23 protein-coding genes are annotated in these 24,592 nt (G+C 70.0%); 15 read left to right on the plus strand and 8 right to left on the minus strand.

Annotated features, from left to right (window positions below):
- Window positions 1-66 precede the first annotated feature (66 nt).
- On the minus strand, window positions 67-909 hold the full coding sequence (locus tag MIC98_RS03845; RefSeq protein ID WP_239735757.1) for an MnmC family methyltransferase: 843 nt from the start codon (window positions 907-909) through the stop codon (window positions 67-69).
- 201 nt (window positions 910-1,110) lie between these two features.
- On the opposite strand from MIC98_RS03845, the gene MIC98_RS03850 reads away from it, so the two are divergent.
- From MIC98_RS03850 to MIC98_RS03860, 3 genes are all read left to right on the plus strand, one after another.
- Window positions 1,111-2,028 (plus strand): hypothetical protein, encoded by a 918-nt coding sequence (locus MIC98_RS03850; RefSeq protein ID WP_239735759.1) that lies wholly within the window; start codon window positions 1,111-1,113, stop codon window positions 2,026-2,028.
- Window positions 2,029-2,252: 224 nt separating this feature from the next.
- Window positions 2,253-3,317 (plus strand): chitinase, encoded by a 1,065-nt coding sequence (locus tag MIC98_RS03855; RefSeq protein WP_239735770.1) that lies wholly within the window; start codon window positions 2,253-2,255, stop codon window positions 3,315-3,317.
- A gap of 64 nt (window positions 3,318-3,381) precedes the next feature.
- Window positions 3,382-5,463 carry a gluconolaconase gene (locus tag MIC98_RS03860; protein WP_239735772.1) on the plus strand — a complete coding sequence of 694 codons (2,082 nt, stop codon included), beginning with the start codon at window positions 3,382-3,384 and terminating at the stop codon, window positions 5,461-5,463.
- A gap of 21 nt (window positions 5,464-5,484) precedes the next feature.
- On the opposite strand, the gene MIC98_RS03865 is transcribed toward MIC98_RS03860, so the two are convergent.
- Window positions 5,485-5,859 carry a YciI family protein gene (locus tag MIC98_RS03865; protein WP_239735774.1) on the minus strand — a complete coding sequence of 125 codons (375 nt, stop codon included), beginning with the start codon at window positions 5,857-5,859 and terminating at the stop codon, window positions 5,485-5,487.
- Window positions 5,860-6,026: 167 nt separating this feature from the next.
- On the opposite strand from MIC98_RS03865, the gene MIC98_RS03870 reads away from it, so the two are divergent.
- The 9 genes from MIC98_RS03870 to MIC98_RS03910 all read left to right on the plus strand — a co-directional run bounded on the left by MIC98_RS03870 (window position 6,027) and on the right by MIC98_RS03910 (window position 13,390).
- Window positions 6,027-6,458: a YciI family protein gene (locus MIC98_RS03870; RefSeq protein ID WP_239735777.1), complete on the plus strand. Its 432-nt coding sequence runs from the start codon at window positions 6,027-6,029 to the stop codon at window positions 6,456-6,458.
- Window positions 6,459-6,480: 22 nt separating this feature from the next.
- A complete protein-coding gene (locus MIC98_RS03875) occupies window positions 6,481-6,927 on the plus strand; it encodes a VOC family protein (protein ID WP_239735779.1) in 447 nt (148 codons plus the stop codon).
- Window positions 6,924-7,328: a VOC family protein gene (locus MIC98_RS03880; RefSeq protein ID WP_239735781.1), complete on the plus strand. Its 405-nt coding sequence runs from the start codon at window positions 6,924-6,926 to the stop codon at window positions 7,326-7,328. The genes MIC98_RS03875 and MIC98_RS03880 overlap by 4 nt, the downstream gene beginning before the upstream one ends.
- A 28-nt stretch (window positions 7,329-7,356) precedes the next feature.
- On the plus strand, window positions 7,357-7,713 hold the full coding sequence (locus tag MIC98_RS03885; RefSeq protein ID WP_239735783.1) for a DUF1428 domain-containing protein: 357 nt from the start codon (window positions 7,357-7,359) through the stop codon (window positions 7,711-7,713).
- A gap of 47 nt (window positions 7,714-7,760) precedes the next feature.
- The gene (locus MIC98_RS03890; RefSeq protein WP_239735785.1) at window positions 7,761-9,014 is read left to right on the plus strand and encodes an RNA polymerase sigma factor; all 1,254 of its coding nucleotides are present in this window, start codon (window positions 7,761-7,763) and stop codon (window positions 9,012-9,014) included.
- Between the two features lie 68 nt (window positions 9,015-9,082).
- A complete protein-coding gene (locus tag MIC98_RS03895) occupies window positions 9,083-10,732 on the plus strand; it encodes a M28 family metallopeptidase (protein WP_239735787.1) in 1,650 nt (549 codons plus the stop codon).
- Between the two features lie 257 nt (window positions 10,733-10,989).
- Entirely contained in the window at window positions 10,990-12,246 is a 1,257-nt protein-coding gene (locus tag MIC98_RS03900) for a histidine kinase (RefSeq protein WP_239735790.1), read from the plus strand.
- On the plus strand, window positions 12,236-13,009 hold the full coding sequence (locus tag MIC98_RS03905; protein ID WP_239735792.1) for a LytTR family DNA-binding domain-containing protein: 774 nt from the start codon (window positions 12,236-12,238) through the stop codon (window positions 13,007-13,009). The genes MIC98_RS03900 and MIC98_RS03905 overlap by 11 nt, the downstream gene beginning before the upstream one ends.
- 36 nt (window positions 13,010-13,045) lie before the next feature.
- Window positions 13,046-13,390, plus strand: a complete 345-nt coding sequence (locus MIC98_RS03910) for a hypothetical protein (RefSeq protein ID WP_239735794.1) — start codon at window positions 13,046-13,048, stop codon at window positions 13,388-13,390.
- Between the two features lie 38 nt (window positions 13,391-13,428).
- On the opposite strand, the gene MIC98_RS03915 is transcribed toward MIC98_RS03910, so the two are convergent.
- Both MIC98_RS03915 and MIC98_RS03920 read right to left on the minus strand, forming a co-directional pair.
- On the minus strand, window positions 13,429-14,031 hold the full coding sequence (locus MIC98_RS03915; protein ID WP_239735796.1) for a hypothetical protein: 603 nt from the start codon (window positions 14,029-14,031) through the stop codon (window positions 13,429-13,431).
- 458 nt (window positions 14,032-14,489) lie between these two features.
- The gene (locus MIC98_RS03920) at window positions 14,490-16,583 is read right to left on the minus strand and encodes a M13 family metallopeptidase (protein ID WP_239735798.1); all 2,094 of its coding nucleotides are present in this window, start codon (window positions 16,581-16,583) and stop codon (window positions 14,490-14,492) included.
- A 276-nt stretch (window positions 16,584-16,859) separates the two neighbouring features.
- Between MIC98_RS03920 and MIC98_RS03925 the strand changes: the two genes are divergently transcribed.
- Window positions 16,860-19,808, plus strand: coding sequence for an EAL domain-containing protein (locus tag MIC98_RS03925; protein WP_239735800.1), 2,949 nt, complete (start codon window positions 16,860-16,862; stop codon window positions 19,806-19,808).
- 223 nt (window positions 19,809-20,031) lie between these two features.
- The gene (locus MIC98_RS03930; protein ID WP_239735802.1) at window positions 20,032-21,675 is read left to right on the plus strand and encodes a Na+/H+ antiporter; all 1,644 of its coding nucleotides are present in this window, start codon (window positions 20,032-20,034) and stop codon (window positions 21,673-21,675) included.
- Between the two features lie 90 nt (window positions 21,676-21,765).
- Here MIC98_RS03930 and MIC98_RS03935 read toward each other — a convergent pair whose 3' ends face one another.
- Window positions 21,766-22,011, minus strand: coding sequence for a DUF3297 family protein (locus tag MIC98_RS03935; protein ID WP_057640945.1), 246 nt, complete (start codon window positions 22,009-22,011; stop codon window positions 21,766-21,768).
- A 126-nt stretch (window positions 22,012-22,137) separates the two neighbouring features.
- Here MIC98_RS03935 and MIC98_RS03940 point away from each other — a divergent pair, with 126 nt between their 5' ends.
- Window positions 22,138-22,680, plus strand: a complete 543-nt coding sequence (locus MIC98_RS03940; RefSeq protein ID WP_057640962.1) for a hypothetical protein — start codon at window positions 22,138-22,140, stop codon at window positions 22,678-22,680.
- A gap of 114 nt (window positions 22,681-22,794) precedes the next feature.
- Here the strand turns inward: MIC98_RS03940 and MIC98_RS03945 are convergent, their stop codons facing one another.
- From MIC98_RS03945 to motB, 3 genes are all read right to left on the minus strand, one after another.
- Window positions 22,795-23,070 carry a DUF4031 domain-containing protein gene (locus tag MIC98_RS03945; RefSeq protein ID WP_239735804.1) on the minus strand — a complete coding sequence of 92 codons (276 nt, stop codon included), beginning with the start codon at window positions 23,068-23,070 and terminating at the stop codon, window positions 22,795-22,797.
- A gap of 17 nt (window positions 23,071-23,087) precedes the next feature.
- A complete protein-coding gene (locus tag MIC98_RS03950) occupies window positions 23,088-23,552 on the minus strand; it encodes a hypothetical protein (protein WP_239735807.1) in 465 nt (154 codons plus the stop codon).
- Window positions 23,553-23,627: 75 nt separating this feature from the next.
- Window positions 23,628-24,590, minus strand: a complete 963-nt coding sequence (gene motB / locus MIC98_RS03955; RefSeq protein ID WP_239735809.1) for a flagellar motor protein MotB — start codon at window positions 24,588-24,590, stop codon at window positions 23,628-23,630.
- Window positions 24,591-24,592: the final 2 nt, after the last annotated feature.

Raw genomic sequence — 24,592 nt, forward strand, 5'->3', positions numbered from 1 at the left:
AAGGAAGGCGACAGTCTGGAGCCTGCCACGGTGGCAAGGTCAACAGGTGCCGCGGCCCGCGGGATTTCAGCGCCGCGTGGCGAACACCCCGTCAAGGACCAACTGCGTCGCGAAGCCGGCCTTCTGCAACCGCGCGGCGACCTCGCGCGGCACGTCGCGGCCGCTGGTCAGTCGGTTCGGCGTGCCGGTGTAGTGGAACAGGCGCCCGCCCTTGCGCAGCACCCGCGCCAGCTGGTTGTAGAACGCCTGCGAATACAGTTCGCCGGCGATGCCGAAGCGCGGCGGGTCATGCAGCAGGGCGTCCACCGAGGCATCGGCGATGCCCTCGATTTCGCGGCTGACATCGCCTTGCCGCAGTTGCAGGCGGCCGCCATTCTCCGCCGCATCGGGGTCCGGTGACCACGGGTTGAGCGTACGCAGCCACAGCACTTCGCTGCTCTTCTCGAACGACTGGATCGAGGCCGCACCGGCCTCCAGGCAGCACGCGGCGAAATAGCCCAGCCCGCCGCAGGTATCCAGCACCCGCTTGCCGCGCGGCTCGACCAGCGCCACCTTGCGCCGCGCATCCTCGAACGGCGACAGCTGTGCGCTGGGCAGCATCTTGATGCCGTCGATCTCGAACGTCGGCGCGCCCCAGTCGGTGGGCACCAGCTTGTACAGGCCGCTGCCGAAGCGCGAGGCCACGGCGAACGCCTCGCCGTCCCAGTAGTGGATGGTCCGGTCCCTGAGCTTTTCCGGCCACGGGAACGCCTGCCCGCGCCAGCGCCAGCCATCGCCGCCGACGTCCACCGGCTCCTCGCTGCGCCCGAGGTCGAACGATGCCTGCGCATGGCCGGCGCCTTTCTTCAGCGCGGCCCGCAGCGTGTCGAGGACGGGGCGGGTGAGCAACGGCCCGGCGTAATGGGGCATGTGCGGAGGCGGCGTGGTTGAAGGGGGCGCCATGCTACCGCAGCAGGTCGGGCGCGCCGGCAAGCTTGCGCCTGCCTGAATGCCGGATGGCGTTGCCGCGTCCGCTGGAACTTGCCCTGCCTGCAGCGGTCTGTCGCTGGTTGCAGATGTGCCGTGGCAGGGCCGGTGAACGCCTTGCGGAGCGCCTCGTACCGGAGTTGCATGCGTCCTGCCCGTTTGCCCGAACCGTTGTGGAACCATGCCGTCGCCGCGCTGGCGGCCGTGGCCGTGCTGTCCCTGCTCGCACGCCTGCTGTGGCAGTTGCCGGAAGCCCGCGGCACGCGGCAGGAGGCGCGCATCCAGTTGCGCTGGTTGCCGCCGTCATCGGCGCAGGCGTTGCCGATGACGGCGACGAACCCGGTCATGGCCGCCGGAGCCACCGCCATGCCGATGCCGTCGGCGCCCGAGCAGGTCATCGCCCCGCCACCGGATGCGACAACGCCCGACGCCGCGTCGCCGGCATGGTCGCGGAATCTGTATGGTGACAACGGCCGGGTCATGCTGGCGCCGGACACGGTCGGGGAAACCGCGCAGAAAAGCGCTGCCGAGCGCGTGTTCGAGCACCGCGACGAACTGGCTACCGGCGTCGGCGAGCGCGCCACCGCCGGGCTGTTTTCCAGGCGCCCGGCGGGCACGCCGCAATCGCTCGCGCAGCGCGTTATCTTCGGCGAGGACATCCAGCCGGCGCAGGCGCGACGCCCGCCGGAGGTGGCCTTCAACCCCGCCCTGCACGAACGCCCCGCCGACCTGGGCAGCGCCGCGACCGGCGATGCCTGGAGGGCCGCCCCGATCCGGCACGAGCCCATCCCCGGCCTGGACGGCACGGCCAGCCGCCGCATCCGTGCAGCCATCGGCGAGCTGGAGCGGCGTTACCCGCGCTGCGCCGCCGGCGACCGCCAGCGCTGGCTGGCGCCGGTGCTGCAGCACCTGGACGCGCTGCAACGGCTGGAATACCGCTACAACCACGGCGCCGACCCGGTGGAAGCCGAGCACAGCCTGCCCGCCGCGGCCGACAGCGCACATGACCTGGCCCGGCGCGGGCTGTGGGAAGCCGAGCGGCAGATGCGGGCCTGCGGTTGAACCGGTACGGTCGCCGGCCGTCTTCCCTGGCCGGCAATAGCGACTCGATCTGACCGCTGCGGACGCCCGGCAAGGCCCCACGCGCCATCGCGGAGGCCGCATGCCGATGGCAGGTGGACAATGCCGGCGACATTGCCGGACAACTTTCGCAACTTCATGTTCCGGAAGGATTTTCAGGCGCAGCGCATGCCTAGAATCGGGCTTTCCCCGTGTATGGAGTTGCGATGAAGTCGATCACCCTGCTGTCGTGCGCACTGGCGCTCGCCGCCGCCTTCGGCTGCCAGGCCCGGCCGGAAAGCGCCGCCGCCACGCAGGCCGGCATCGCCCCCGGCCACGCCCACCCGCTGCCGAAGCATGCCCTGATCGGCTACCTGCACAACTTCGACAACGGCCTGGGGCTGCTGCCGGTGGGCGAGGTGGACGACGGCTGGGACGTGATCGTGCTGGCCTTCGCCGACGACATGGGCGAAGGCCGGGTCGCCTTCAATCCGGACCCGGCACTGGACCGGGAGCGGCTGATCGCCGACATCGCCGCCAAGCGTGCGCAGGGCAGGATCGTGGCGCTGTCCTTCGGCGGCGAGCTGGGCACGGTGACGCTGCGCACCCGGCGCGACGAGGACAACTTCGTGGCGACCACCGCGCAGGCCATCGATGGCTTCGGCCTGGACGGCATCGACATCGACCTGGAGAAGATCGCCGGCGTCGAGCATGGTGCGCCGGTGGTCCCGCACCTGATCTCCGCGGTCAAGCGCCTGCACGCGATGTACCCGAACCTGTATGTGTCGATGGCGCCCGAGCACCCCTACGTGCAGGGCGGGCTGGTGTCGATGGACGGCATCTGGGGCGCCTACCTGCCGCTGATCGACGGCCTGCGCGAGGAACTGGACCTGCTGCACGTGCAGCTCTACAACAACGGTGGCCTGCCCACGCCGTACCGCGCGGAAAAATACCCGGCCGGCAGCGTGGACATGATGGTGGGCTCGGCGACGATGCTGATCGAGGGCTTCGAGCTGGCCGGCGGCAACGGCCGTTTCCAAGGCCTGCGCCCGGAGCAGGTGGCATTGGCGCTGCCGTCGGGCCTGCGCGCGGCCGGCAGCGGCCATGCCGCGCCGGCCGATATCAACCGCGCCTTCGACTGCCTGACCAGGGCGGTCGGTTGCGACGGAGTGAAGCCGGCCCGGCCGTACCCGGATTTCCGCGGGGTGATGACCTGGTCGATCAACAGCGACGTCGCCGACGGCCGCGCCTTCTCCGCCCCGGTGGGCGAACACCTGCGCGCGGCGCGCTGAACGCGAGGGTTCCGCCCGCGCCGGCCAGCGGCCATGATGCCGGCTCGTTGAACGGATGGGTGGAATGGCACGCAAGCATTGGGCGATGGCCGTGGCGGGGCTGACCGCGGCGGTATTGACGGGCAGTTTCCTGTGGCGGCCGAAGGCGCCGTTGCCGCCCGCGCCGGCGGCAACGCCGCTGGGCTGGCGCGCGCAGGTCGAACTGCTGGGCGGCGATGGCGTCGCCGGCGATGCCGTCGGCCCCGGCCCGCGCAGCCGCTTCAGCGATCCCTGGGGCGTGGCGCTGGATGCCGGCGGCACGCTCTACGTCGCCGATGCCGGCGACAACAACCGCATCCTGCGGCGCTGGCTGGATGGTGATTTCCGCCTGCTGGCCGGCGGCCGCGAAGGCTTCGCCGATGGCCTCGGCGGCGCGGCGGCGTTCAACACGCCGTCCGGCATCGCGCTGGACCGCCACGGCAACCTGTACGTGGCCGACACCGGCAACCACGCCATCCGCAAGGTCACCCCGCGCGGCGAGGTGACCACGCTGGCCGGCGGCGGCGTGCCCGGTTTCGCCGATGGCAACGGCCGCGATGCGCGCTTCAACGGGCCGATGGGCGTGGCCGTGGACGATGCCGGCCGCGTCTATGTCGCCGATACCTGGAACGACCGCATCCGCGCGATCGAGCCCGACGGCCGGGTGTGGACGCTGGCCGGCGGCGACCGCCCCGGCTGGGCGGACGGACAGGGCGATCAGGCGCGCTTCGACACGCCCACCGACCTCAAGCTCGCCGCTGACGGCACGCTGTGGGTAGCGGACATGAACAACGACGCGCTGCGCACGCTCACGCCGGCGGGCGCGGTGACGACGCGGATCGGCGGCCCTTGGAGCGCGCGCGCGTTGCGCGGGCCGATGACGCTGGCCCTCACCCATGACGGTGTCGCCTACGTGGGCGAGCGCGGCACCGGCCGCGTGCTGCAGGTGTCGCCCGCCGGCCACGTGGTGGCGGTGGCCGGCGACACCCAGCGCTTCGCGCGCGCGGCGGGCGTCGCGCTGGCGCCGGACGGCAGCCTGCTGCTGGCCGACGCCGATGCCTACCGCATCCACCACCTGCGGCCGTTGCCGATGGGCGCGGAGGAAGGCGGGGCGGCGGTGGGCCCGTCGATCGACAACCCGCTGCCGCGCAACGAAGGCCGCTGGCCGCTGGCGCCGCAACGCGGCTGGCATGAAGTGGTCGGCACGCTGGGCGAGGTGCGCGGCACTTTCAGCGGCGAGAGCCGGCACCACCTGCACAGCGGTTTCGACGTGCGCGGCGACGTCGGCCAGACCGTGCTCGCCATCGCCGCGGCCAAGGTCGGCAGCCCGGCGGCGACGTGGAACCTGGGCGGGCAGGCCGAAGGCCTGTCGCTGGACATGCTGGACTACATCCACATGAAGGTCGGCCGCGATCCGGCCAACCGGCCGCTCGATCCGGCGCGCTTCCAACTGGTGTACGACGAGGCCGGGCAGCTGGAGCGCGTAAGCGTGCGCCGCGGCACCCGCTTCAACCCCGGCGATGCGCTGGGCAGCATCAACAACCAGGCCCACGTGCACCTGGCGATGGGGCCATCGGGCTACGAACGCAACGCCGTGCGGCTGGGTTTCGCCAACTACGCCGATCATTTCGTCCCGCGCATCGACGACATCGCCCTGCTGGACGCCGGCGGCCAACGCCTGCGCGAACACCGCGATGGCCGCCTCATGGTGCCGCGCGACGGCGGCGGCCTGCAGCTCGTGGTCGAAGCGTGGGACCAGGTGGACGGCAACCTGCCGCGCCGCCGCCTCGGCCTGTACGCGCTGGGTTACCAGATCCTCGATGCCGCCGGGCGCCCGCTGCCCGGTTACGAACAGCCGCGCATGAACATCGAGTTCAACCGCATGCCCCCGCAACGCGAAGCGGTGAAGCTCGCTTATGCCGAGGACAGCGGCATCACCGTGCACGGCAGCCGCCGCACCCGCTTCCGCTACGTGCTGACCAACACCGTGCGCGACGGCCGGCTGGCGGCCGGGTCGCTGGATGTGTCGGAGTTGCCGGCGGGTGACTACGTCATTCGCATCACCGCGAAGGACCACAGCGGCAACGCGGCCACGGAGCGGCGGGAGCTCGGGATCACGTTGCTTTGACCGAAGTGGCGAAGCCGGCGCTCATGCGCCCACGCGCACCCGCTCGGCCTGCAGGTCCTCCACTGCCCGCACCTCGATGCTGCCGTAGGCCGACCACGGGAACTGGCGGGCGATGCGGGTGGCTTCGTCGGCATCGGCCGCCTCGATCAGGTTGAAGCCGGCCAGGATCTCGCGGGTCTCGGCGAACGGGCCATCGGTGATGCGGGCCTGCCCGCCGCGGGTGCGCAGGGTGCGGGCAGTGGCAGGGGGCTGCAGCTTCTGCGATTGCAGCAGGACCCCTTGCGCCTGCAATGCCTCGGCATGGTGCAGGCAGTCGCGCATCAGCGCGTCGTAGTCCGCCGGCGGCAGCTCCTGCAGCAGTTCCGGGTCGATGTTGATCAGCAGCATGAATTTCATGGCGGGCGCCGGCAGAAGGGAGCGGCCATGATGGCGCGGGTATCGCCTCTGCGAAACCTGAACCCGTTCAGAAAATTCCCGGTCGGTCTTGTCAATTCCGGTGGCGTCGGTTCGTCGTATCGGATGTGAAGCGGGTCGTCCGGCCCGCAACCGAGGAAAGCAGGGCGATGAAAGTGATGGTGATCGTCAAGGCATCGGCCGGCAGCGAGGCCGGGGTGATGCCCACGCAGGAAGAACTGGCGGCGATGGGCGCCTACAACGAGCGCCTGGTGGAAGCCGGGATCATGCTGGCCGGCGAGGGCCTGCACCCGAGCCGGCGCGGCGTGCGGGTGCATTTCGACGGAGCGCGGCACAGCGTCATCGACGGGCCGTTCGCCGAGACGAAGGAACTCATCGCCGGCTTCTGGCTGTGGCAGGTGCGTTCGATGGACGAGGCGGTGGAGTGGCTGCAGCGCGCGCCGTTCAACCCGGACGGCACCGAAGCGGTGGAGGTTGAGATCCGGCCGATCTTCGAAGACGACGATTTCGGCGAGGCCTTCACCCCCGAATTGCGCGCGCAGGAGCAACGTCTGCGCGAACGCATCGAACGCAACGACTGATTCGACGACGAGGAGACGCACGATGAAACTGATTCCCTTCCTGGGCTTCGACGGCAACACCCACGAGGCGATGGCGTTCTATGCCAAGGCGCTGGGCGGCAAGGTGGTATCGGAAATGAAATACGGCGACATGCCGCCCAGCCCCGACATGGACGCCGAAGGCTGCGGCGGGTTCATGCCGCGGCCGGAGCAGGTGGCGCATTGCCAGGTCGAGGCCGGCGGCGCGGTGCTGATGGCCGCCGACGGCCCGCAGCGCGACGGCCAGGGCGGCACCACCATCAACATCGAGGTGGACGGCATCGAGGAAGCCGAGCGCGTGTTCGCCGCGCTGGCCGCAGGCGGGCAGGTGCAGATGCCGTTGGCCGAAACGTTCTGGGCGCGGCGCTGGGGCATGCTGGTGGACCGCTACGGCAAGCCGTGGATGGTCAACTGCATGAAGCCGATGGGCGCGGCGGAGGGACAGCCATGACCGCGCCGAAGATGATCTTCGTCAACCTGCCGGTGCGCGACCTGGAAGCCTCCAAGGCCTTCTTCGCCGCGCTCGGCTACGGTTTCAATCCGCAGTTCACCGACCACAACGCGGCCTGCATGGTGGTCAGCGACAGCATCTTCGTGATGCTGCTGGTGGAGCCGTTCTTCAAGGGTTTCACCAACAAGCCGCTGTGCGACGCGCGCAGCCGGACCGAGGTGATCACCTGCCTGTCGGCGGACAGCCGCGCCGAAGTGGACCGGCTGGTCGATGCGGCCCTGGGCGCCGGCGCCAGCGAGCCGATGCCGGCGCGCGACCTCGGCTTCATGTACCAGCGCGGCTTCCAGGACCTGGACGGCCACCTGTGGGAAATCGCCCACATGGATGGCGAGCCGGGCTGAGCCACCACGCAACCACGGGAGAAATGCAATGGCCTACATCGACGGTTACGTATTGCCGGTGCCGCGGGAAAACCTGCCCGCCTACCGGCGCATGGCCCGCCTTGGCGGCAAGGTGTGGAAGGAACATGGCGCGCTGGCCTACGTCGAAGCCATCGGCGACGACGTGAAGCCGGGCAAGTACACCTCGTTCCCGCAGGCGGTGAAGCTGAAGGAAGGCGAGGTGGTGGTGTTCGCCTACGTGCTGTTCCGTTCGCGCGCGCACCGCGACCGCGTCAACGCCAAGGTGATGGCCGACGCGCGGTTGCAGGGCTGGAACGCCGGGAACATGCCGTTCGACGGCAAGCGGATGTTCTGGGGCGGCTTCAAGCCCATCGTCGATCTCTGACTGCCTTGGCTTGCGCGGTTGCCGCGGCGATGCTGTGATCGCCGTCGATGCAGGATGAGGCGCTCCAGCGCAGGCTCGACACGGTGTGGCGGATGGAATCGCCACGCCTGGTCGCGCGCCTGATGCGGATGCTGGGCGACCTGGACAGCGCCGAGGAACTGGCGCAGGACGCGCTGGTCGCCGCGCTGGAGCATTGGCCGCAGCAGGGCATCCCCGACAACCCCGCCGCGTGGCTGATGACAACCGCCCAGCGCCGCGCGATCGACCTGTTGCGCCAGCGTCGCCTGCACGCCGGCAAGCACGAGGCATTGGCGCAGGAACCGGAATGGCAGGGGAGCGTCGTGCGCGACCACGAGCGCGAAGTGGAAGACGACATCGGCGACGACCTGCTGCGCTTGTTGTTCGTCGCCTGCCACCCGGCATTGCCGGCTGACGCGCGGGTGGCGCTGACCCTGCGCCTGTTGTGCGGCCTGAGCACTGCCGAGATCGCACGCGCGTTCCTGTTGCCGGAACCGACCATCGCCCAGCGCATCGTCCGCGCCAAGCGCACCCTTGCCGAGCGCCGGGTGCCGTTCGAGGTGCCGCGGCGCAAGGCATTGCCGCAGCGCCTGCGCTCGGTGCTGGAAGTGGTCTACCTCGTCTTCAACGAAGGCTACGCCGCCAGCCACGGCGAGGACTGGATGCGCCCGGCGCTGTGCGAGGAAGCATTGCGCTTGGGCCGGGTGCTGGCAGGGCTGATGCCCGCATCGGCGCCGGTACTGGGATTGCTGGCATTGATGGAATTGCAGGCCTCGCGGCTGGCCGCGCGCACCGACGCGCAGGGCGCGGCGGTGCTGCTGATGGAGCAGGACCGCGGCCGCTGGGACTGGTTGCAGATCGGCCGCGGGCAGGCGGCGCTGGAAAAAGCGTTGGCGCTCGGCGGTGATGACGATATCTACGTCCTGCAAGCCGCCATCGCCGAATGCCACGCACGGGCGCGCCGCGCCGAGCAGACCGACTGGTCGCGCATCGCGCAGCTGTACGCACGGCTGGCATCGGTCGCGCCCTCGCCGGTGGTTGAACTGAACCGCGTGGTGGCGGTGGCCCGGGCGCAGGGGCCGCACGTGGCATGGCCGCTGTTGCAGGCCCTGCATGGCGACGGTCGCCTGCATGGCTACGCCCCTTTGGAGGCGGTGCGCGGCGACCTGCTCGCACAACTCGGCCGCGATGACGAAGCGCGCGCCGCATTCGAGCGTGCTGCCGCGCTGAGTGGCAATGCCCGCGAACGCGAAGCCCTGCTGGCGCGTGCCGCCGCTGTGTGATCTGGCACTGCCCGCGCCGACGTCCCTCTGGCTACACTCCGGCAACGATCCGACCCTTGGAGATGGATGTGAAACGAGTAGCGATCACCCTGCTGGCGATGTCGGTATCCACCGCGTTGATGGCCGCGCCGCCGAAGTTCGACGGCGCACGCATTTCCGCCGACGTGAAGGAACTGGCCTCCGATGCCTACGAAGGCCGTTCGCCGGCCACCGCCGGCGAAGAGAAGACCATCGCCTACCTGAGCCGCCAGTTCGCCGAAGCCGGCCTGCAACCCGGCGGCGACCTGAAGGACGGCCAGCGCCTGTGGACGCAGGCGGTGCCGCTGCTCAAGGGCGACATCGTCGGCAAGCCGCAGCTGTCGCTGTCGCGCGATGGCAAGGCGCAGGCGTTGACGCAAGGGCAGGAGATCGCGGTGCGCGCGGCAATGAACGGCGCCGGCGCGGTGGCGATCGAGGACGCGCCGCTGGTGTTCGTCGGCTACGGGGTCAAGGCGCCGGAGCGCGATTGGGACGACTTCAAGGGCGTGGACCTGAAGGGCAAGATCGCCGTGGTGCTGGTCAACGACCCGGACTTCGAGAGCGGCGAAGGCGACTTCGACGGCAAGGGCATGACCTACTACGGCCGCTGGACCTACAAGTACGAGGAGGGCGCGCGCCAGGGCGCGGCCGGCGTGCTGATCGTGCACGAGACCGCGCCGGCCTCCTACGGCTGGGCGACGGTGGCCGGCTCCAATACCAACACCATGTTCGACGTGGTGCGCGAGGACCCGGCCGCGGCGCACCCGCCGCTGGAAGGCTGGATCCAGCGCGACCTGGCGGTGGACTTGTTCAAGCGCGCCGGACTGGATTTCGAGGCGCTGAAGAAGCAGGCGCAGTCGCGCGACTTCCAGCCGGTGGAACTGGAGGGCGAAACCTTCTCGGCCGACTACGCGGTCAAGACCGAGGTCATTACCTCGCACAACGTGGTCGCGCGGCTGGAAGGCAGCAGCCATCCGGACGAAACCATCATCTACTCCGCGCACTGGGACCACATCGGCGTCGGCGAGCCGGACGCGCGCGGCGACCGCATCTTCAACGGCGCGTTGGACAATGCCAGCGGCACCGCCTCGCTGCTGGAACTGGCGCGCGGCTTCGCCAAGGCGCCGCGGCCGCAGCGCTCGGTGTTGTTCCTGGCGGTCACCGCCGAGGAAAAGGGCCTGCTCGGCTCGGAGTACTACGCCAGTCACCCGCTGTACCGGCTGGGCACGACCGTGGCGGTGATCAACATGGACGGCATGGCCCCGTTCGGGCCGTCGCGCGATTTCGGCACCTATGGCGCGGCCCGCTTCGAATTGCTGGACCAGCTCAAGGACGTGGCCAAGGGCTGGGACATCCGCTACACGCCCGATCCCAAGCCGGAGGCCGGCCTGTTCTTCCGCTCCGACCATTTCTCCTTCGCCAAGCGCGGCGTGCCGGCGCTGTCGTACTCGGCCGGGGAGGACTGGATCGACGGCGGCATCGCGGCGGGCAAGAAGGCGTCGGACGACTACACCGCCAAGCGCTACCACCAGCAGGGTGACGAATGGCAGCCGGACTGGAGCTTCGCCGGTGCCGCGCGCGACCTGGAGGTGGTCTACACGCTGGGCGAGCAACTGGCGAACTCGCGGGCGTGGCCGAACTGGAGCGCCGACGAACCGTTCCGCGCCACGCGCGACGCCAGCGCCGACGAGCGCAAGTAAGCCCAGATAGGGAGAGGCATCCGTAGGAGCGCACCTTGGTGCGCGATGGGCTTGCTGCAGATCCTTCTGCAACAGCCCGCACATCCCTGTGCGGGGATTCAAATGGGAAAGCCTCATCGCGCACCAAGGTGCGCTCCTACCATCCACGTCCTCGCAGCACGGCTTCATCCCCTGATTTCCCGCCTTCGTCGCATGCCGCTTGTACGTAGCGGCGCAGCGCCTATGCTCGGCGCCACTGTCCAGCCGGGAACGCCATCATGATCGCCAGCCTGTGGTTCTGCCTCCGCATCCTCGTGGCCTGGGTGCTGGCGCTGATCGTGCTCGGCGTCCTCTGGTCGAACCTGTTCGGCGGCCCGGGCGCGATATTCGTGCTGCTGGTGGTCGGCCTGCTGGTGCTGGCGGCGATCAATACCGCCAGCCACCTGCGCCGGGTCAAGCTGGTGGCCGGGCGCCTGGACCACGACAGCCTGTCCAGCCGCCAGCAGCGCCGGATCGAGCTGCCGCTCGATGCCACGCAGGCCTTCGCGCTGGTCGAGTCGGTGGTGGCCGGCTTGCCGCGGGTGATGGACATCGAAAGCTCGCCCGGCAGCCTGCAGGTACGGGCCAGGATCGCGCGCGCCGATTCCTACAACACGCGCCCGCCGTCGCGCTGGAACCCGCTGGCATGGCTGGCGGTCAAGCGCGACCGGGTGTCGGCGACGGTGACGCCGGGCGAGGGTACCAGCAGCGTGGCCCTGCTGTTCGAGCCCGACGCCGGCGCCTGGGTGGACCTGCTGCTGGCCGACGAGGGCAGCAACCGCGAGAACGCCGACGCCATGAGCCGGGCGCTGGGCCAGCGCGTGGCCGAGCAGCGCCGTGACGAGCGCGAATCGGCCGCGCGTACCGAGGCCGAGAAGGAACTGAGCGTGGCGCGCCTGAACCTGCTGCATGCGCAGGTCGAGCCGCACTTCCTCTACAACACGCTGGCCAACGCGCAGGTGCTCACCCGCACCGACCCCGAGCGCGCCGAGCGCATGCTCGGCCACCTGATCCAGTACCTGCGCAGCTCGTTGCCGGGCATCGACCAGTCGCTGTCGACGTTGGGGCAGGAACTGGAGCGGGTGCAGGCCTACCTGGAGATCCTGCGCATCCGCATGGGCGAACGGCTGGCGGTGCAGGTGGACGTGCCCGAGGCGCTGCGTGACGTCGCGCTGCCGTCGATGGCATTGCAGACGCTGGTCGAGAACGCGATCAAGCACGGGCTGGAGCCCAAGTCCGGCGGCGGCACCATCTGGCTGCTGGCGCGCGAGGCGGACGGGCAGGTCCACATCACCGTGGCCGACGATGGCCGTGGCTTCGGCGGCAGCAGCAGCGGTACCGGCATCGGCCTGAAGAACCTGCGCGAACGCCTGCGCCTGACCTGCGGGCCGGAGGCGGCCTTCGCCTTGGTGTCCAATTTTCCCAGTGGCGCGGCCGCGACCCTCACCCTGCCGCACAAGGGCGCGTTGCCGCCGGAGTTGCCCCATGCATCTTGATGCCTTGATCGCCGAGGACGAGCCGCTGCTGCGCCAGGCGCTGGCCGCGCAGTTGCAGCGGCTGTGGCCGGAACTGCGCATCGTCGCCGAATGCGAGGACGGCGCCGCCGCGTTGGAGGCGCTGGAAACCCTGAAGCCGGACCTCGCCTTCCTCGACATCCGCATGCCCGGCGTCACCGGCATCGACGTGGCCCGCGCGCTGGAAACCCTGAGCCCGCGGACCCAGGTGGTGTTCATCACCGCCTACGACCAGTACGCGATCGACGCCTTCGAGCGCGGCGCGGTGGATTACCTGCTCAAGCCGGTGGCCGACGAACGCCTGCTGGCCACGCGCCAGCGCCTGCTCGCGCGCCTGCAGGCTGGCACGCCGGACCGGCAGGTACTGGACCGGCTGCTGGAGCAGCTGGCGCGGCGCCCGGCGGAGAAGACCGTCGCGCCGCCGTTGGCGTGGATCACCGCCAGCAGCGGCCGCCAGACGCGGCTGGTGATGCTGGAGGAGGTGCTGTATTTCCGCGCCGACAGCAAGTACACCGCCGTGGTCACCGCCAGCGAGGAACTGCTGCTGCGCAGCCCGCTGCGCGAGCTGGCCGATGTGCTGGACCCGCAGTGCTTCCGCCAGGTGCACCGTTCGACCATCGTCAACATGAAGGCGGTGGCGGCGGTGGAGCGCGAGGACAGCGGACGCGGCGTGCTGCGGCTGAAGGGCCGCAGCGAGACGCTGGTGGTCAGCCAGGCGTTCATGAGCCTGTTCCGCGGCATGTGAGTCCGCGATATACGCGATCCACGAGGGAGGAGTGCCATGCATTACCTGACCGTCCTGCTCGGCAGCCTGCTGGCGATGCTGGGCTACCACGAGCCGCAGGGGCAGACGTCGATCATCCGCGTCAGCGGCGAGGCGGCCGTGCTCAGCCGCACCACGGTGTCCGCCGGCAAGGCCCGGTTCCAGTGCCTGCAGAGCGAGAGCGGCAACTGCTTCTACCGGCTCTACCGCGAGGAGTGCCGCGACGAGGCCGCCGGCGAGCTGTGCCGGCGGCTGGCGCTGGACGACTTCAGCGTGGGCGTGGGCGGCGTGCGCGAAGTGCAGGGGCTGCCGGCCGGCTTCGGCCAGCAGGTGCGGGCCCGCAATGCGCAACGCCGCGACTGAGCGCGGCGTTGCGGGGCAGGTGCGGAGAACGGTGGCGGTCAGAACGCAGGTTGCAGGCGCAGCCCGTCGTCGCCGATGTGGTTGAGCTTGCCGACCAGTTCCGAGTGCTGCCGCATGCGGCCGAGCTCGCGCATGATGCGGATGTCCTCGTGGCGCAGCTCGCGGCGGGCGGTCACCGCCTGCTTGTAGTCCAGCACCTCCGGGTAGTGCTGCGCCATCTCCAGCGCCTCGGCCACGGTCTCCACGCTGTCGGCGTCGGAGCTGATGCGCGCGCGGCTGTTGAAGGCCTTCATCCAGCGCTCGAAGCCGGCGGTGTGGTCGAACATGTTGGCCATGAACCAGATCACGAACAGGATCGACACCCACGAGCCGAGCACGATGACCACACGGGTGAAGGTGATGTGGTAGTCGTCGCTCCACAGGTAGCTGGTGATCAGCCCCAGCACCAGCAGCGAGGCGGCCTGCCAGAGCACGATGGAGGCGATCAGCCATTGGCATTTGGCCCGGGCCAGCACGCCCACTTCCTCGCGTATCTGCTCGTCGCTCAGGTTCTTCCAGTGTTCGACCTGTTTCTCGAACGGACTGCGGTACAGCTCATTGTCTTGCAGCAACAACCCCAAACCCTTGAACAACGCGATCATGTCGAGCTCCTGCAGGTACTGAATCTGGAACGAGCGGATACGGCGTGAAACGGTCAGGCGCCTTCATTTCTAGCATTTTCGTGCGGCTTGGCAATGGGGCAGGCGCAGGAAATTTCCGGGCAATGCCGGTGACGGTCAGGGTGTTTTGCGGTGCGTCACGACGCAACCAATGGAAATGAAAGATGAAAGACGCAAGTGATGTTGCGAGCGCACACGAGAATGCCGTGAGTGCCCATACAGGTGCCGGTGGTACCCGAGCGGTACATTCGGAAAGCGACCCGGCCGTAGGTGTCGGGCTTGCCCGGCACGGGGCTTCGTCGGGAAAGCTCCATGCGGGGCGAGCCCCGCATCTACGATCCCCGCATCCACGGTGAGTGCGCCGGGAAAGGGGGGGACGTGGCGGCAAACGGAAACGGGCGCCGCGGCGCCCGTTTCCGTGACCGGTGCGGCAGGGCCGCTTACCAGACCTTCACCCGCTGCTCCGGCGCCAGGTACAGCTGCTGGCCCTGCTTGACGTCGAAGGCCGGGTACCACGCATCGAGGTTGCGCACGGTCAGCGCGCGGAACTGGCCCGGTGCGTGCACGTTGGTCAGCAGCGAGTTGCGCAGCGCCTGCTCGCGCGCCTTGCTGCGCCAGGCCTGAGCGAAGCCGAGGAAGAAACGCTGGTCCGGCGTGAAGCCTTCCAGCGCCTGCGCCGGCTTGCCCTGCTGCGACAGCACATAGGCGTCGTGCGCGGTGGCCAGCCCGGCCACGTCGGCGATGTTCTCGCCCAGGGTCAGGCGGCCGTTCACGTGCACGCCGGGGAACGGCGCGTAGCCGCCGAACTGCGCGGCCAGCGCGTCGCCGGCGGCGTTGAACTGCTTCAGGTCGTCGGCCGTCCACCAGTTGTGCAGCTTGCCGGTTTCGTCGAACAGCGCGCCGGCGTTGTCGAAGCCATGGCTGATCTCGTGGCCGATCACCGCGCCGATGGCGCCGTAGTTGACCGCATCGTCGGCGGCGCCGTCGAAGAACGGCGGCTGCAGGATCGCGGCCGGGAACACCAGCCGGTTCTCCAGCGGCACGTTCATCGCGTTGATGGTCTGCGGCAGCATCGCCCATTCGCCGTGGTCCACCGGCTGGCCGAGCTTGGCGAGGTTGCGCCGGTATTCGAACAGCGAAGCACGCTGCGCGTTGCCCAGCGCGTCGTCGCGCTTCACGTCCAGCGCGCTGTAGTCGCGCCACTTGTCCGGGTAGCCCATGCCGACCTTGAGCCCGGCGACCTTGGCCTGGGCGTGCGCCTTGGTCTGCGGCGACATCCATTCCAGCGCGTCGATGCGCCTGGCGAAGGCGGCGATGATGTTCTTCGCCATCTCGTCGGCGCGCGCCTTGGTGGCGGCGTCGAAGTGGCGCTCGACGTAGATCTTGCCGACCGCCTCGCCGATGGCGTCGTTGGTCCGCGCCACCGCGCGCTTCCAGCGCTCGCTCTGCTGCGGGGTGCCGTTCATCGTGGTGCCGTGGAAGGCGAAGTGCGCGTCGGCGAAGGCCTTGGGCAGGTACGGCGCGGCTTCGTCCAGCGCGTGGAAGGCGAGGTAGTCCTTCCACGCGTCCAGCGGTTCGCTGGCGACCAGCCTGGACAGCCCGGCCACGGCCTGCGGCTGCCAGACGATGAAGTCCTGCTGCGCCGAGAGCCCGGCCGCGTCGAGGAACGCGGCCCAGTCCATGCCGGGCGCCTTCGCGCCGAGGTCGGCCTGCTTCCACGCATTGGCGCCCTTCTCGACGTCGTTGGTGTCCTCCTGCGTGGCGTGGGCGCGCGCGATCTTCGTTTCCAATGCAACGATGCGCGCGGCCTTGGCCGCGGCGGCGGCGTCGCCGGACAGTTCCAGCAGCCGCGCCACGTAGCCTTGGTAGGCCTTGCGCAGCTCGGCCATGCGCCCGCCTTCCAGGTAGAAGTCGCGGTCGGGCATGCCCAGCCCGCCCTGCACCAGGTAGGGCGCGTTGCGCTGCGGTTGCAGCAGGTCCACCGACACCCACACGCCGAACAGGTGCGGGGTGTAGAAGTTGGTGGCGTTGAGCAGGTCCACGTCTGCGCGCATGCTGCCGCCCAGCGCGCGGGCCAACGCCTGCCGGTCGCCGATGCCGGTGATGGCCTGCAACTGCGGCTGCAGCGGCGCGATGCCGCGCGCCTCGATGGCGGCCTCGTCCATGTAGGCAGCGTAGTAGTCGCCGACCTTGCGTGCCTCGCCGTCGGCGGCGCTGCCGGCTTCCTCCATGATCGCGCGGGTGTCGGCCAGGGTCTTCTCGGCGATCACGTTGAAGCTGCCGTAGCTGGAACGGTCGGCCGGGATCTCGGTGGCCTTGACCCAGCCACCGTTGGCGTAATCGAAGAAGTCGTCGCCGGCGGCGACGCTGCGGTCCATGCCCGCCGCATCGAAGCCGAAGCTGCCCAGTTGCGGCTTCGATGCCGATGCCTGCGCCTGCGGCGCGGATGCGGCCGGGGCGGGGTTCCTGTCGCAGGCGCTCAGGGCGAGGGCGGCGCCGATTGCCAGCACCAGCAGGGGACGTTGCGGGACCATGTGTGTGACCTGATTCGTGATGAAGGCCCGAGTTTAAGGGCGTTGGCACCGCGCCGCCGATGCCGGCGCCCGCGCATGGATGTGCCGAATGTGGGCTCTCGTTGGCGATGCCGTGCACGCGGGCTTCACGTCGACGGTTTTGTGCTGCATGCTGCGATGGATCCGGGCGTGTATGCGAGGCGGGGTATTCCGGCCTTGCAGGGCGCTGCCTGCTTTTCCGGAGACACGGGTGCCGAAAACGACCAACAGCCGATCACAGATGCGGAGAGCGGCCCGGTGAGCCGGGGCATCGCGCATCCGCTGCGCTCGGTTTCCGTGTTCGGCGCGGTCATCGCGCTGCTGCTGGCGGCCATGTTGGCCGCCATGTTGTGGAGCGACCATGCCAACCGCATGCAGGCCGCGCAACGGCAGAGCATGGCGCTGGCCGCCGGCAGCGACCGCCTGCTGCGGGCCGAGTTGAGCACGATGGAGCGCGCGTTGCGTGGTGCCGCCCGTGATGGTCGCGAGTATTTCCGGCAGACGCCGGAACAGGCGCCCGCGTTGCTGGCGGCAAGCATCCACGGCATGTTGGAACGCAACCCCGACCTGGCCACGATTGCCCTGGTGGACAATGCCGGCAACCCGTTGTCCGGCGGCCGCGGTGACCCGACGTTGCCGCAGTGGATATTGCCGCAGAACCGGGTGATGGACGGTGATCTGTATGTCGGCGGGCTGGAGGCGACCGCCGAAGGTGGCAGGGTGCTGCTGGCCGCAGTGCCGATGCAGCCGGATCAGTGGCTGCTGGCGCGGATACGCCTGGCCGTGTTCCAGCGTGTAGTCAGTGGCCTGGACACGGGGCGGCTCGGGGTGGTTTCGATCGGCAGTCGTGACGGGCACCTGCTGGCGCACAGTCTGGACCCGGCCGCGGTGGAACGCCCGCTGCCGCGCCCGCTGCGGCTGCCGCCGGCCTCGGAGCAGACGTTGGCGCTGGGGGTGGCAGACAGCCCGATGGACGGGGTGCGCCGCATTGTCGCGTTGAGCGTGCCGCGCGACTACCCGTTGTTCCTGTTCGCGGCGTTGTCCTACGACGAGGTGATGGCGCCGTGGCGCACCTACCTGTACGTGGCCATCGGCCTGTTCCTGCTGTACCTGGCCGGCTTCGCCTACCTGTTCCACAGCGTGCGCGGCAATGCACGGCGGCAGGCACGGTTGACCGATGAACTGCGCGCCGGTGCGGCGGAACTGGCGCTGGCGCACAAGGTCGGCAAGGTCGGCACGTGGTCCATCGAAGGCGATGGCGCGTGGGTCCACTGGTCGGACATCACCCGGCAGATGTTCGGGCTGGAGCTGCGCGGCGCCTCGCTGGAGGCGTTCCTGGGGCAGGTCTGCGACGAGGACCGCGAGCTCCTGCGCGAAGAGCTGGCGCGCGCCTGGAACGGCGAGGAAGCGCTGGACATGACCTACCGCTTCGTGCTGCCCGATGGCGGGCTGCGCTGGCTGTCGGTGCGCGGCGAGCGGGTGGACAGCCAGCGCGGGCGGCGCCTGGCCGGCGCGGTGGTCGACGTCAGCGAGCACCTGCGCAACCAGGAGCGCGCGCAGGAGGCCGAGCGCCAGTTCCGGCTGCTGTTCGACCGCAACCCGGCGCCGTTCTGGATCTTCGATGTGGACACCTTGCAGTTCCTGGAGGTGAACCGCGCGGCGATGGAACAGTACGGCTACAGCCGCGAGGAATTCCTGGCCATGACCATCCTCGACATCCGCCCGGAGGAGGAGTGGAGCGAGGTCAAGCAGGCGCGCGACGATGCGCTCGATGGGCACGGGCGCGCGCTGGCGCCGCGGGTGCGCATGCACCGGCGCAAGGACGGCAGCACCTTCGAGGTGGTCGGGCACATGGCGCAGTTGGAATTCGACGGCCGCGCCGCGTGCCTGACGCTGGCCGAGGACGTCAGCCAGCGGCTGGCCTACGAGCGCGACCTGGCCTATCGCGCCAGCCACGACCCGGACACCGGCCTGTTGACGGTGCGCGCGCTGGCCGAGCAGCTGGATGCCGACGGCGGCGGCTACACCATCCTGCACATCCAACTGCGGGGGCTGCGGCTGGTGACCGACACGCTGGGCCGCGAGGCCGGCGAGGACGTGCTGCAGGCGATGGTCGGCCGGCTCGGCGCGCTGGGCGCGCGGCATGGCCTGACCGCGTGGCAGCCGGCGGAGGACTTCGTGGTCGCGGTGACCGCCGGGCACGACCCGCAGGCGGCGCTGGAGGCCCTGTTGGAAGCGGCGTCCGAACCGGTGCGCGGGCGCGATTCGTTCCACCAGTTGGAGCCGCGGATCGGCGTGGCCAGTTGCCCGGACGACGGCGAGCGCGCCGACCAGGTGCTGGGCCGCGCCGCGCAGGCCGCGCATGCCGCGCGCGAGCAGGGCGTGGTGGTGTCGCGCTTCGACTGCCGCATGGCCGCGCGCCACGCCGAGCGGCTGCAGCTGGCCGGGCGCATCCGCCGGGCCATCGACCGCGACGAATTCGAACTGCACTTCCAGCCGATCCGGCATGCCGCCGACGGCACCCCGGCGGTGCTGGAGGCGCTGCTGCGCTGGCCACAGCCGGACGGCGGCTTCATCCCGCCGTCCGACTTCATCCAGCTGTGCGAGGACACCGGCCTGATCATCGTGCTCGGCCGCTGGGTGATCCAGGCCGCGGCGCGGGCGCAGCGCGAGCTGGCCGCGCATGGCTGGGCGGGGTTGCCGATCGCGGTCAACGTGTCGGCGGTGCAGCTGTTCAACAGCGACCTGCTCGGCGAGTTCGTCGCCGCCACCGAGGCCAACGGGCTGGCGCCGGGCGCGCTGCAGATGGAGCTGACCGAGAGCTGCCTGATGCACAACCCGGCGCAGGCGATGCAGGTGCTGAAGAGCCTGAACGCCCGCGGCATCGCGGTGTCGCTGGACGATTTCGGCACCGGTTTTTCCAGCATGTCCTACCTGCAGCACCTGCCGCTGGATTCGCTGAAGATCGACCGCTGCTTCGTCACCGACGTCGAGCGCAACCCGCGCAATGCCGCCATCTGCCGCGCGCTGTTGTCGCTGGGCCACAGCATGGGGCTGGTGGTGATCGCCGAGGGCGTGGAGAACCAGGCGCAGCTGGACTGGCTGGTGGCGCACGGCTGCGACCAGGTGCAGGGCTACCTGCTGGGCCAGCCGATGCCGCTGGCCGAGGTGATCGCGCTGCTGGCGCTGTCGTGCGACGGGGCGTGAGCGGAGACGCCCGCGACCTCCGCCGCCACTCTCCGTAGGTCGGGGCTATGTCCCCGACGCGCCATGCGCAGCGAAGCCGGGGGAGTAGCCCCGTCCCACGGGCAGTGGTTGCAGACCGCCGTCTTCGGCCGTTGGCGGCTGTGGTAGTTTTTTTGCATTCATCCAACCGTCGCTGCCGGCGTCGGCAGCCTGCCGTCGTGGTGGCGACTTCCGTGGAACACGCATGCACACGATTGAAGTCGTTCTGGCGATGCTGGTGGCGGTGGTCGCCAGTGGCTACCTGGTAAGAATCCTCCCCTTTTCCCTGCCGCTGCCGCTGGTGCAGATCGCCCTGGGCGCGCTGATCTCCGGCGTGTTCAAGCGCGGCCACGCGCTGGAGCCGGAGGTGTTCTTCCTGCTGTTCCTGCCGCCGCTGCTGTTCCTGGACGGTTGGCGCATCCCCAAGCAGGGGCTGTTCCGCGACAAGGGCGCGATCGTGGAGCTGGCGTTCGGGCTGGTGGTGTTCACCGTGCTCGGCGCCGGCCTGCTGATCCACTGGCTGATCCCGGTGATGCCGCTGGCGGTGGCGTTCGCGCTGGCAGCGATCATCTCGCCGACCGACCCGGTGGCGGTCGGCGCCATCGCCGCGCGGGTGCCGTTCCCCAAGCGACTGATGCACATCCTGGAAGGCGAGTCGCTGCTCAACGACGCCTCGGGCCTGGTGTGCTTCAGCTTCGCGGTGGCGGCGGTGATGACCGGCAGCTTCTCGCTGGCGCAGGCCTCGCTGACCTTTCTGTGGGTGGCCTTCGCCGGCCTCGCCATCGGCGTGGTGGTGACCCTGGGCGTGTCCACCCTGCAGCGCTGGCTGTGGCGCCGGTTCGGCGAGGAGCCGGGCGCCGCGCTGCTGGTCAACCTGCTGATCCCGTTCGCCGCCTACCTGCTGGCCGAGGAGTTCGAGGCGTCGGGCATCCTCGCCGCGGTCGCCGCCGGCATCAGCATGAGCTACGTCGAGCTCAGCGGCCGGGTCAGCGGCAGCATGCGGGTACAGCGCACGGCGGTGTGGAACACGGTGCAGTTCAGCTTCAACGGCATCATGTTCGTGCTGCTGGGCGAGCAGCTGCCGGGCATCGTGCAGCGTGCGGTGGCGACGATCTCGGTCACCGGCCACCACGAGTGGTGGTGGCTGCTGATCTACGTGACGGCGATCAGCGTGACGCTGGTGCTGCTGCGGCTGGTGTTCGTGTGGCTGTCGCTGCGCTGGAACCTGCTGCGCGCGCGGATGCGCGGCGAACAGCGCGCGCATACGCCGACGCGCGTGGTGCTGGCGATGTCGGTGGCTGGCGTGCGCGGCGCCATCACCCTGGCCGGCGTGCTGACGCTGCCGTTGCTGCTGCCCAGCGGCGAGCCGTTCCCGGCGCGCGACCTGGTGATCTTCCTGGCCGCGGCGGTGATCCTGATATCGCTGCTCGCCGCCAGCGTGCTGCTGCCGCGGCTGCTGAAAGGCCTGGAGCTGCCGAAGGACGACAGCGCCCGGCGCGAGGAGGATCTGGCCCGCAGGCTGTCTTCCAAGGCCGCGCTGGTGGCGGTGGAGAAGGTGCGCCAGCAACTGGTGGAGGGCCAGCCTGCTGCCCGGATGCAGCTCTGCAACGACGCCGCGGCGCGGGTGAGCCTGCTGTACCAGCGCAACCTGGAGAAGGGCCAGGGCCCGGACGAGGACCCGGGCAAGGTGCGGCGCATGGAGCAGGCCTACCGCAGCCTGCGCGCGGCCGGGCTCAACGCCGAGCGCGAGGAGCTGTTCCGGCTGGTCCGGCACGGGCAGCTGTCCGACGAGGTCGCGCGCAGGCTGATCCGCAACCTGGACCTGCTGGAAAGCCGGCAGCGGGATTGAGCGGGGTCCGTGGGCAGCGCCCCTCTTCCTTCGCGGGAGAAGGGCGCCGCGGCCGTGCGCCGGACGCTGCCGGGCGCGGCGTTGCCCGCCTTACTTGTTCAGTTCGAGGAAATACGCTTCCACCGAGCCGTTGATCTTCAGCGTCATCGGGTTGCCGCGGCGGTCGCGGGCCTTGCCGGCCTGCACCCGGATCCAGCCTTCGCTGACCGAATATTCCTCGACGTCGTCGCGCTCGATGCCGTTGAAGCGCACGCCGACGCCGCGCTCGAGCATGGCCGGGTCGTGGAACGGGCTGGTGGGGTTGACCGCCAGGCGGTCGGGAGGGGTATCGCTCATTTTCGGGTTTCGCTGCGGGCCACCGTGGCCGGCTTCGGTGCGCAAGGATACCCGCTGCGCCGGCGCGGCCGCTTCCGCCGGCGCGCGCGCGGCGGCAGAATGCCCGCCATCCCGTGGAAAACCGCCATGCCCGACAACAGCGCCGATTACGAAGATCCCGACGAGCTGCAGCCGACCTTCGACGAGGACGACCACCCGGCACGGGTATGGAACCTGCTGTGGCTGCTCAATCCCGGTGACGAGGAACTGGCGCTGCAGCAGTTCGACGCCTGGCGCGAGGCGCGCGCCGGGGCCGAGCACGAGGCCGGCGACGAGCAGTGGCTGTGGGACCTGAAGGACGCCATCGACTGGCGTTCGGGCTTCTTCGTGGACGGGCAGGACACCGGTTCGCTGGTGGCGGTGATCGACGAGCTGGCCGCGCGCTGGAACCTGCGCGTGGACTGGGGCGGCGACCTGGACGACGAGGATTTCGCCGAGACCATCGACGTACCCGCGCTGCTGGCGACCGCGCATGATCGCCTGCGCGAGCATGGCTACACCCTGTGGACCTGGAACACCGGCGAGGACGCCCATGCCGGCTGGATCGCGCTCCGCCGCGACGACGAGGCGATGCTGGCCCTGTGCTCGCTGCTGGGCGTGGAAGTGCGGCCGGGCAGCGACCCGTTCTGAGCGCCGGCGGATGGCGTAGGTCGGGGCTACGCCCCCGACGGCATGAATCGCGAGGCGTCGCGTTCACCGAGCGCGGCGCGGATTGCCGAAGAGCCTGCGGGGCAAGCCCCGCAGCTACGGGCTGTATTGCGCGCGCGCGTTGGCGATGACCGCGCGCAACAGCTCCCGGTCGGTATGCCGGGAGATGGCGCGCGCGCCCAGGGCGATGGCCTGTTCGCGCAGCGGCGCCGGCACGTCGTAGTGCGCGCCGCTGGGGCGGTTCTGGAAGGCGCGGCGCGGGATCCCGAGCCGCTGCGCCAGCGCGTGCAGCTCGGGCAGGGTGTCGGCCATCAGGTGCGCCCAGCGCTCGCCACGCCAGGGATGCACCGCATCGTCGATGTAGACCGCCACCGCGCGCGGCCCGCGGCTCAGGCCTGCGGCTTGTCGCCGTCGGCGGCTTCGGCCTCGGCTTCGGCCGGATCGTCGGCCGTCGCGACCGCTTCCTCGCCTTCGACGTTCTCGAACTCGGCGACCTGCGCGGCCAGGTAGTCGTCGGCGCTCACGCCCTGCTCGGCGGCCAGCGCGTCCAGCAGCTGCTGCAGCAGCGGCGAATGTTCCAGGTTGACGGTGCGGCCTTCCTTCTCCTGCACGTTGGCCAGGTGCTTGAGCATGGCCAGCATCGGCACCGGGTTGTCGGCGTTGCCCATCGTCTGCCCGCCGATGGACAGCAGCCATTGCCGGCCCTGCAGGCCGATGGCGGCGACCACGTGGCCTTCCTCGTTGGTCAGCACGGCGTGGTTCTGCACCTGCTGCTGCGCGTCCAGGCGCAGGAACGGACGGCGGGCTTGCTGCTTCTTGCGCTGGTCGCGCTTGGCCTTGGAATTGCGGGACATGGGCTGCTCGGTAAGGGAAAACGGCCGCCATTGTAGGCGGCTGTCCGCGGCGATGCCGGAATGCCGCCGCGCCGGCTAGTCGATGCCGGGCGTGGTGGCGTCCGCCGGCGGCGCCGCGGCCTCGGGGATGGCGGCGGCGTCCGGCGCGTCCAGCGGCACCGCGGCGATGTTCGACAGCGCCGCCGCCTCGGCTTCCTTGGTCATCACCACGATGCTGATGCGGCGGTTGATCGGGTTCTGCGGGTCGGTCTTGTCGAACAGGACCGACGAGGCCAGACCGACCACGCGCGCCACCTTGGCCTCGTCCATGCCGCCTTCCAGCAGGGCGCGGCGCGCGGCGTTGGCGCGGTCGGCGCTCAGCTCCCAGTTGCTGTAGCCGCTCTGGGTGGAATAGGCGGTGGTGTCGGTGTGGCCGCTGATGCTGATGTGGTTGGGCACCTGGTTGATGAAGCGCGACAGCTCGCGCAGGATGTCGCGCGTGTACGGCATCAGCTTGGCGCTGCCCACGTCGAACATCGGCCGGTTCTGCTTGTCCACGATCTGGATGCGCAGCCCCTCCGGGGTGATGTCCAGCAGCAGCTGGTCCTTGAACGGCTCCAGCGCCTGGCTCTTGTCGATGGCCTCCTCCAGCTCCTGCTTCAGCGCCTCCAGCCGCTGCTTCTCGCGTTCGCGCTCGTCCACCGGGTTGGGGATGGCCTCGCGCTGGTTCTGGAACGGGTCGTTGCTGTTGCCGCGGGAGATGTCGGTGGCGCCGCCGAGCTTGATCATCGAGGTGCTGGCGCCGCCCGGCCCGGCCATGCCCGGCGCCGCGGTGGTGCTGGTGCCGCTGAGCGGGCTGGGGTTGCGGAAGTATTCGGAAATGCCCGCGCGCTCGGGCTGGGTGGTGGAGGCCAGCAGCCACATCACCAGGAAGAAGGCCATCATCGCGGTGACGAAGTCGGCATAGGCCACCTTCCACGAACCGCCGTGGTGGCCGCCGCCCTGCACCTTCTTCACCCGCCGCACGATCACCGTGGGCTTGGCATCGTTGCTCGCCATGG

Origin of the sequence: Stenotrophomonas sp. NLF4-10 (assembly GCF_022359915.1) — a bacterium.
Classification (GTDB): domain Bacteria; phylum Pseudomonadota; class Gammaproteobacteria; order Xanthomonadales; family Xanthomonadaceae; genus Stenotrophomonas; species Stenotrophomonas daejeonensis.

Coding starts and splice junctions, on each gene's coding strand:
- MIC98_RS03845 (WP_239735757.1), bottom strand. CDS start 909: ATGCCCCATTACGCCGGGCCGTTGCTCACCCGCCCCGTCCTCGACACG.
- MIC98_RS03850 (WP_239735759.1), top strand. CDS start 1,111: ATGCGTCCTGCCCGTTTGCCCGAACCGTTGTGGAACCATGCCGTCGCC.
- MIC98_RS03855 (WP_239735770.1), top strand. CDS start 2,253: ATGAAGTCGATCACCCTGCTGTCGTGCGCACTGGCGCTCGCCGCCGCC.
- MIC98_RS03860 (WP_239735772.1), top strand. CDS start 3,382: ATGGCACGCAAGCATTGGGCGATGGCCGTGGCGGGGCTGACCGCGGCG.
- MIC98_RS03865 (WP_239735774.1), bottom strand. CDS start 5,859: ATGAAATTCATGCTGCTGATCAACATCGACCCGGAACTGCTGCAGGAG.
- MIC98_RS03870 (WP_239735777.1), top strand. CDS start 6,027: ATGAAAGTGATGGTGATCGTCAAGGCATCGGCCGGCAGCGAGGCCGGG.
- MIC98_RS03875 (WP_239735779.1), top strand. CDS start 6,481: ATGAAACTGATTCCCTTCCTGGGCTTCGACGGCAACACCCACGAGGCG.
- MIC98_RS03880 (WP_239735781.1), top strand. CDS start 6,924: ATGACCGCGCCGAAGATGATCTTCGTCAACCTGCCGGTGCGCGACCTG.
- MIC98_RS03885 (WP_239735783.1), top strand. CDS start 7,357: ATGGCCTACATCGACGGTTACGTATTGCCGGTGCCGCGGGAAAACCTG.
- MIC98_RS03890 (WP_239735785.1), top strand. CDS start 7,761: ATGCAGGATGAGGCGCTCCAGCGCAGGCTCGACACGGTGTGGCGGATG.
- MIC98_RS03900 (WP_239735790.1), top strand. CDS start 10,990: ATGATCGCCAGCCTGTGGTTCTGCCTCCGCATCCTCGTGGCCTGGGTG.
- MIC98_RS03905 (WP_239735792.1), top strand. CDS start 12,236: ATGCATCTTGATGCCTTGATCGCCGAGGACGAGCCGCTGCTGCGCCAG.
- MIC98_RS03910 (WP_239735794.1), top strand. CDS start 13,046: ATGCATTACCTGACCGTCCTGCTCGGCAGCCTGCTGGCGATGCTGGGC.
- MIC98_RS03915 (WP_239735796.1), bottom strand. CDS start 14,031: ATGATCGCGTTGTTCAAGGGTTTGGGGTTGTTGCTGCAAGACAATGAG.
- MIC98_RS03920 (WP_239735798.1), bottom strand. CDS start 16,583: ATGGTCCCGCAACGTCCCCTGCTGGTGCTGGCAATCGGCGCCGCCCTC.
- MIC98_RS03930 (WP_239735802.1), top strand. CDS start 20,032: ATGCACACGATTGAAGTCGTTCTGGCGATGCTGGTGGCGGTGGTCGCC.
- MIC98_RS03935 (WP_057640945.1), bottom strand. CDS start 22,011: ATGAGCGATACCCCTCCCGACCGCCTGGCGGTCAACCCCACCAGCCCG.
- MIC98_RS03940 (WP_057640962.1), top strand. CDS start 22,138: ATGCCCGACAACAGCGCCGATTACGAAGATCCCGACGAGCTGCAGCCG.
- MIC98_RS03950 (WP_239735807.1), bottom strand. CDS start 23,552: ATGTCCCGCAATTCCAAGGCCAAGCGCGACCAGCGCAAGAAGCAGCAA.
- motB (WP_239735809.1), bottom strand. CDS start 24,590: ATGGCGAGCAACGATGCCAAGCCCACGGTGATCGTGCGGCGGGTGAAG.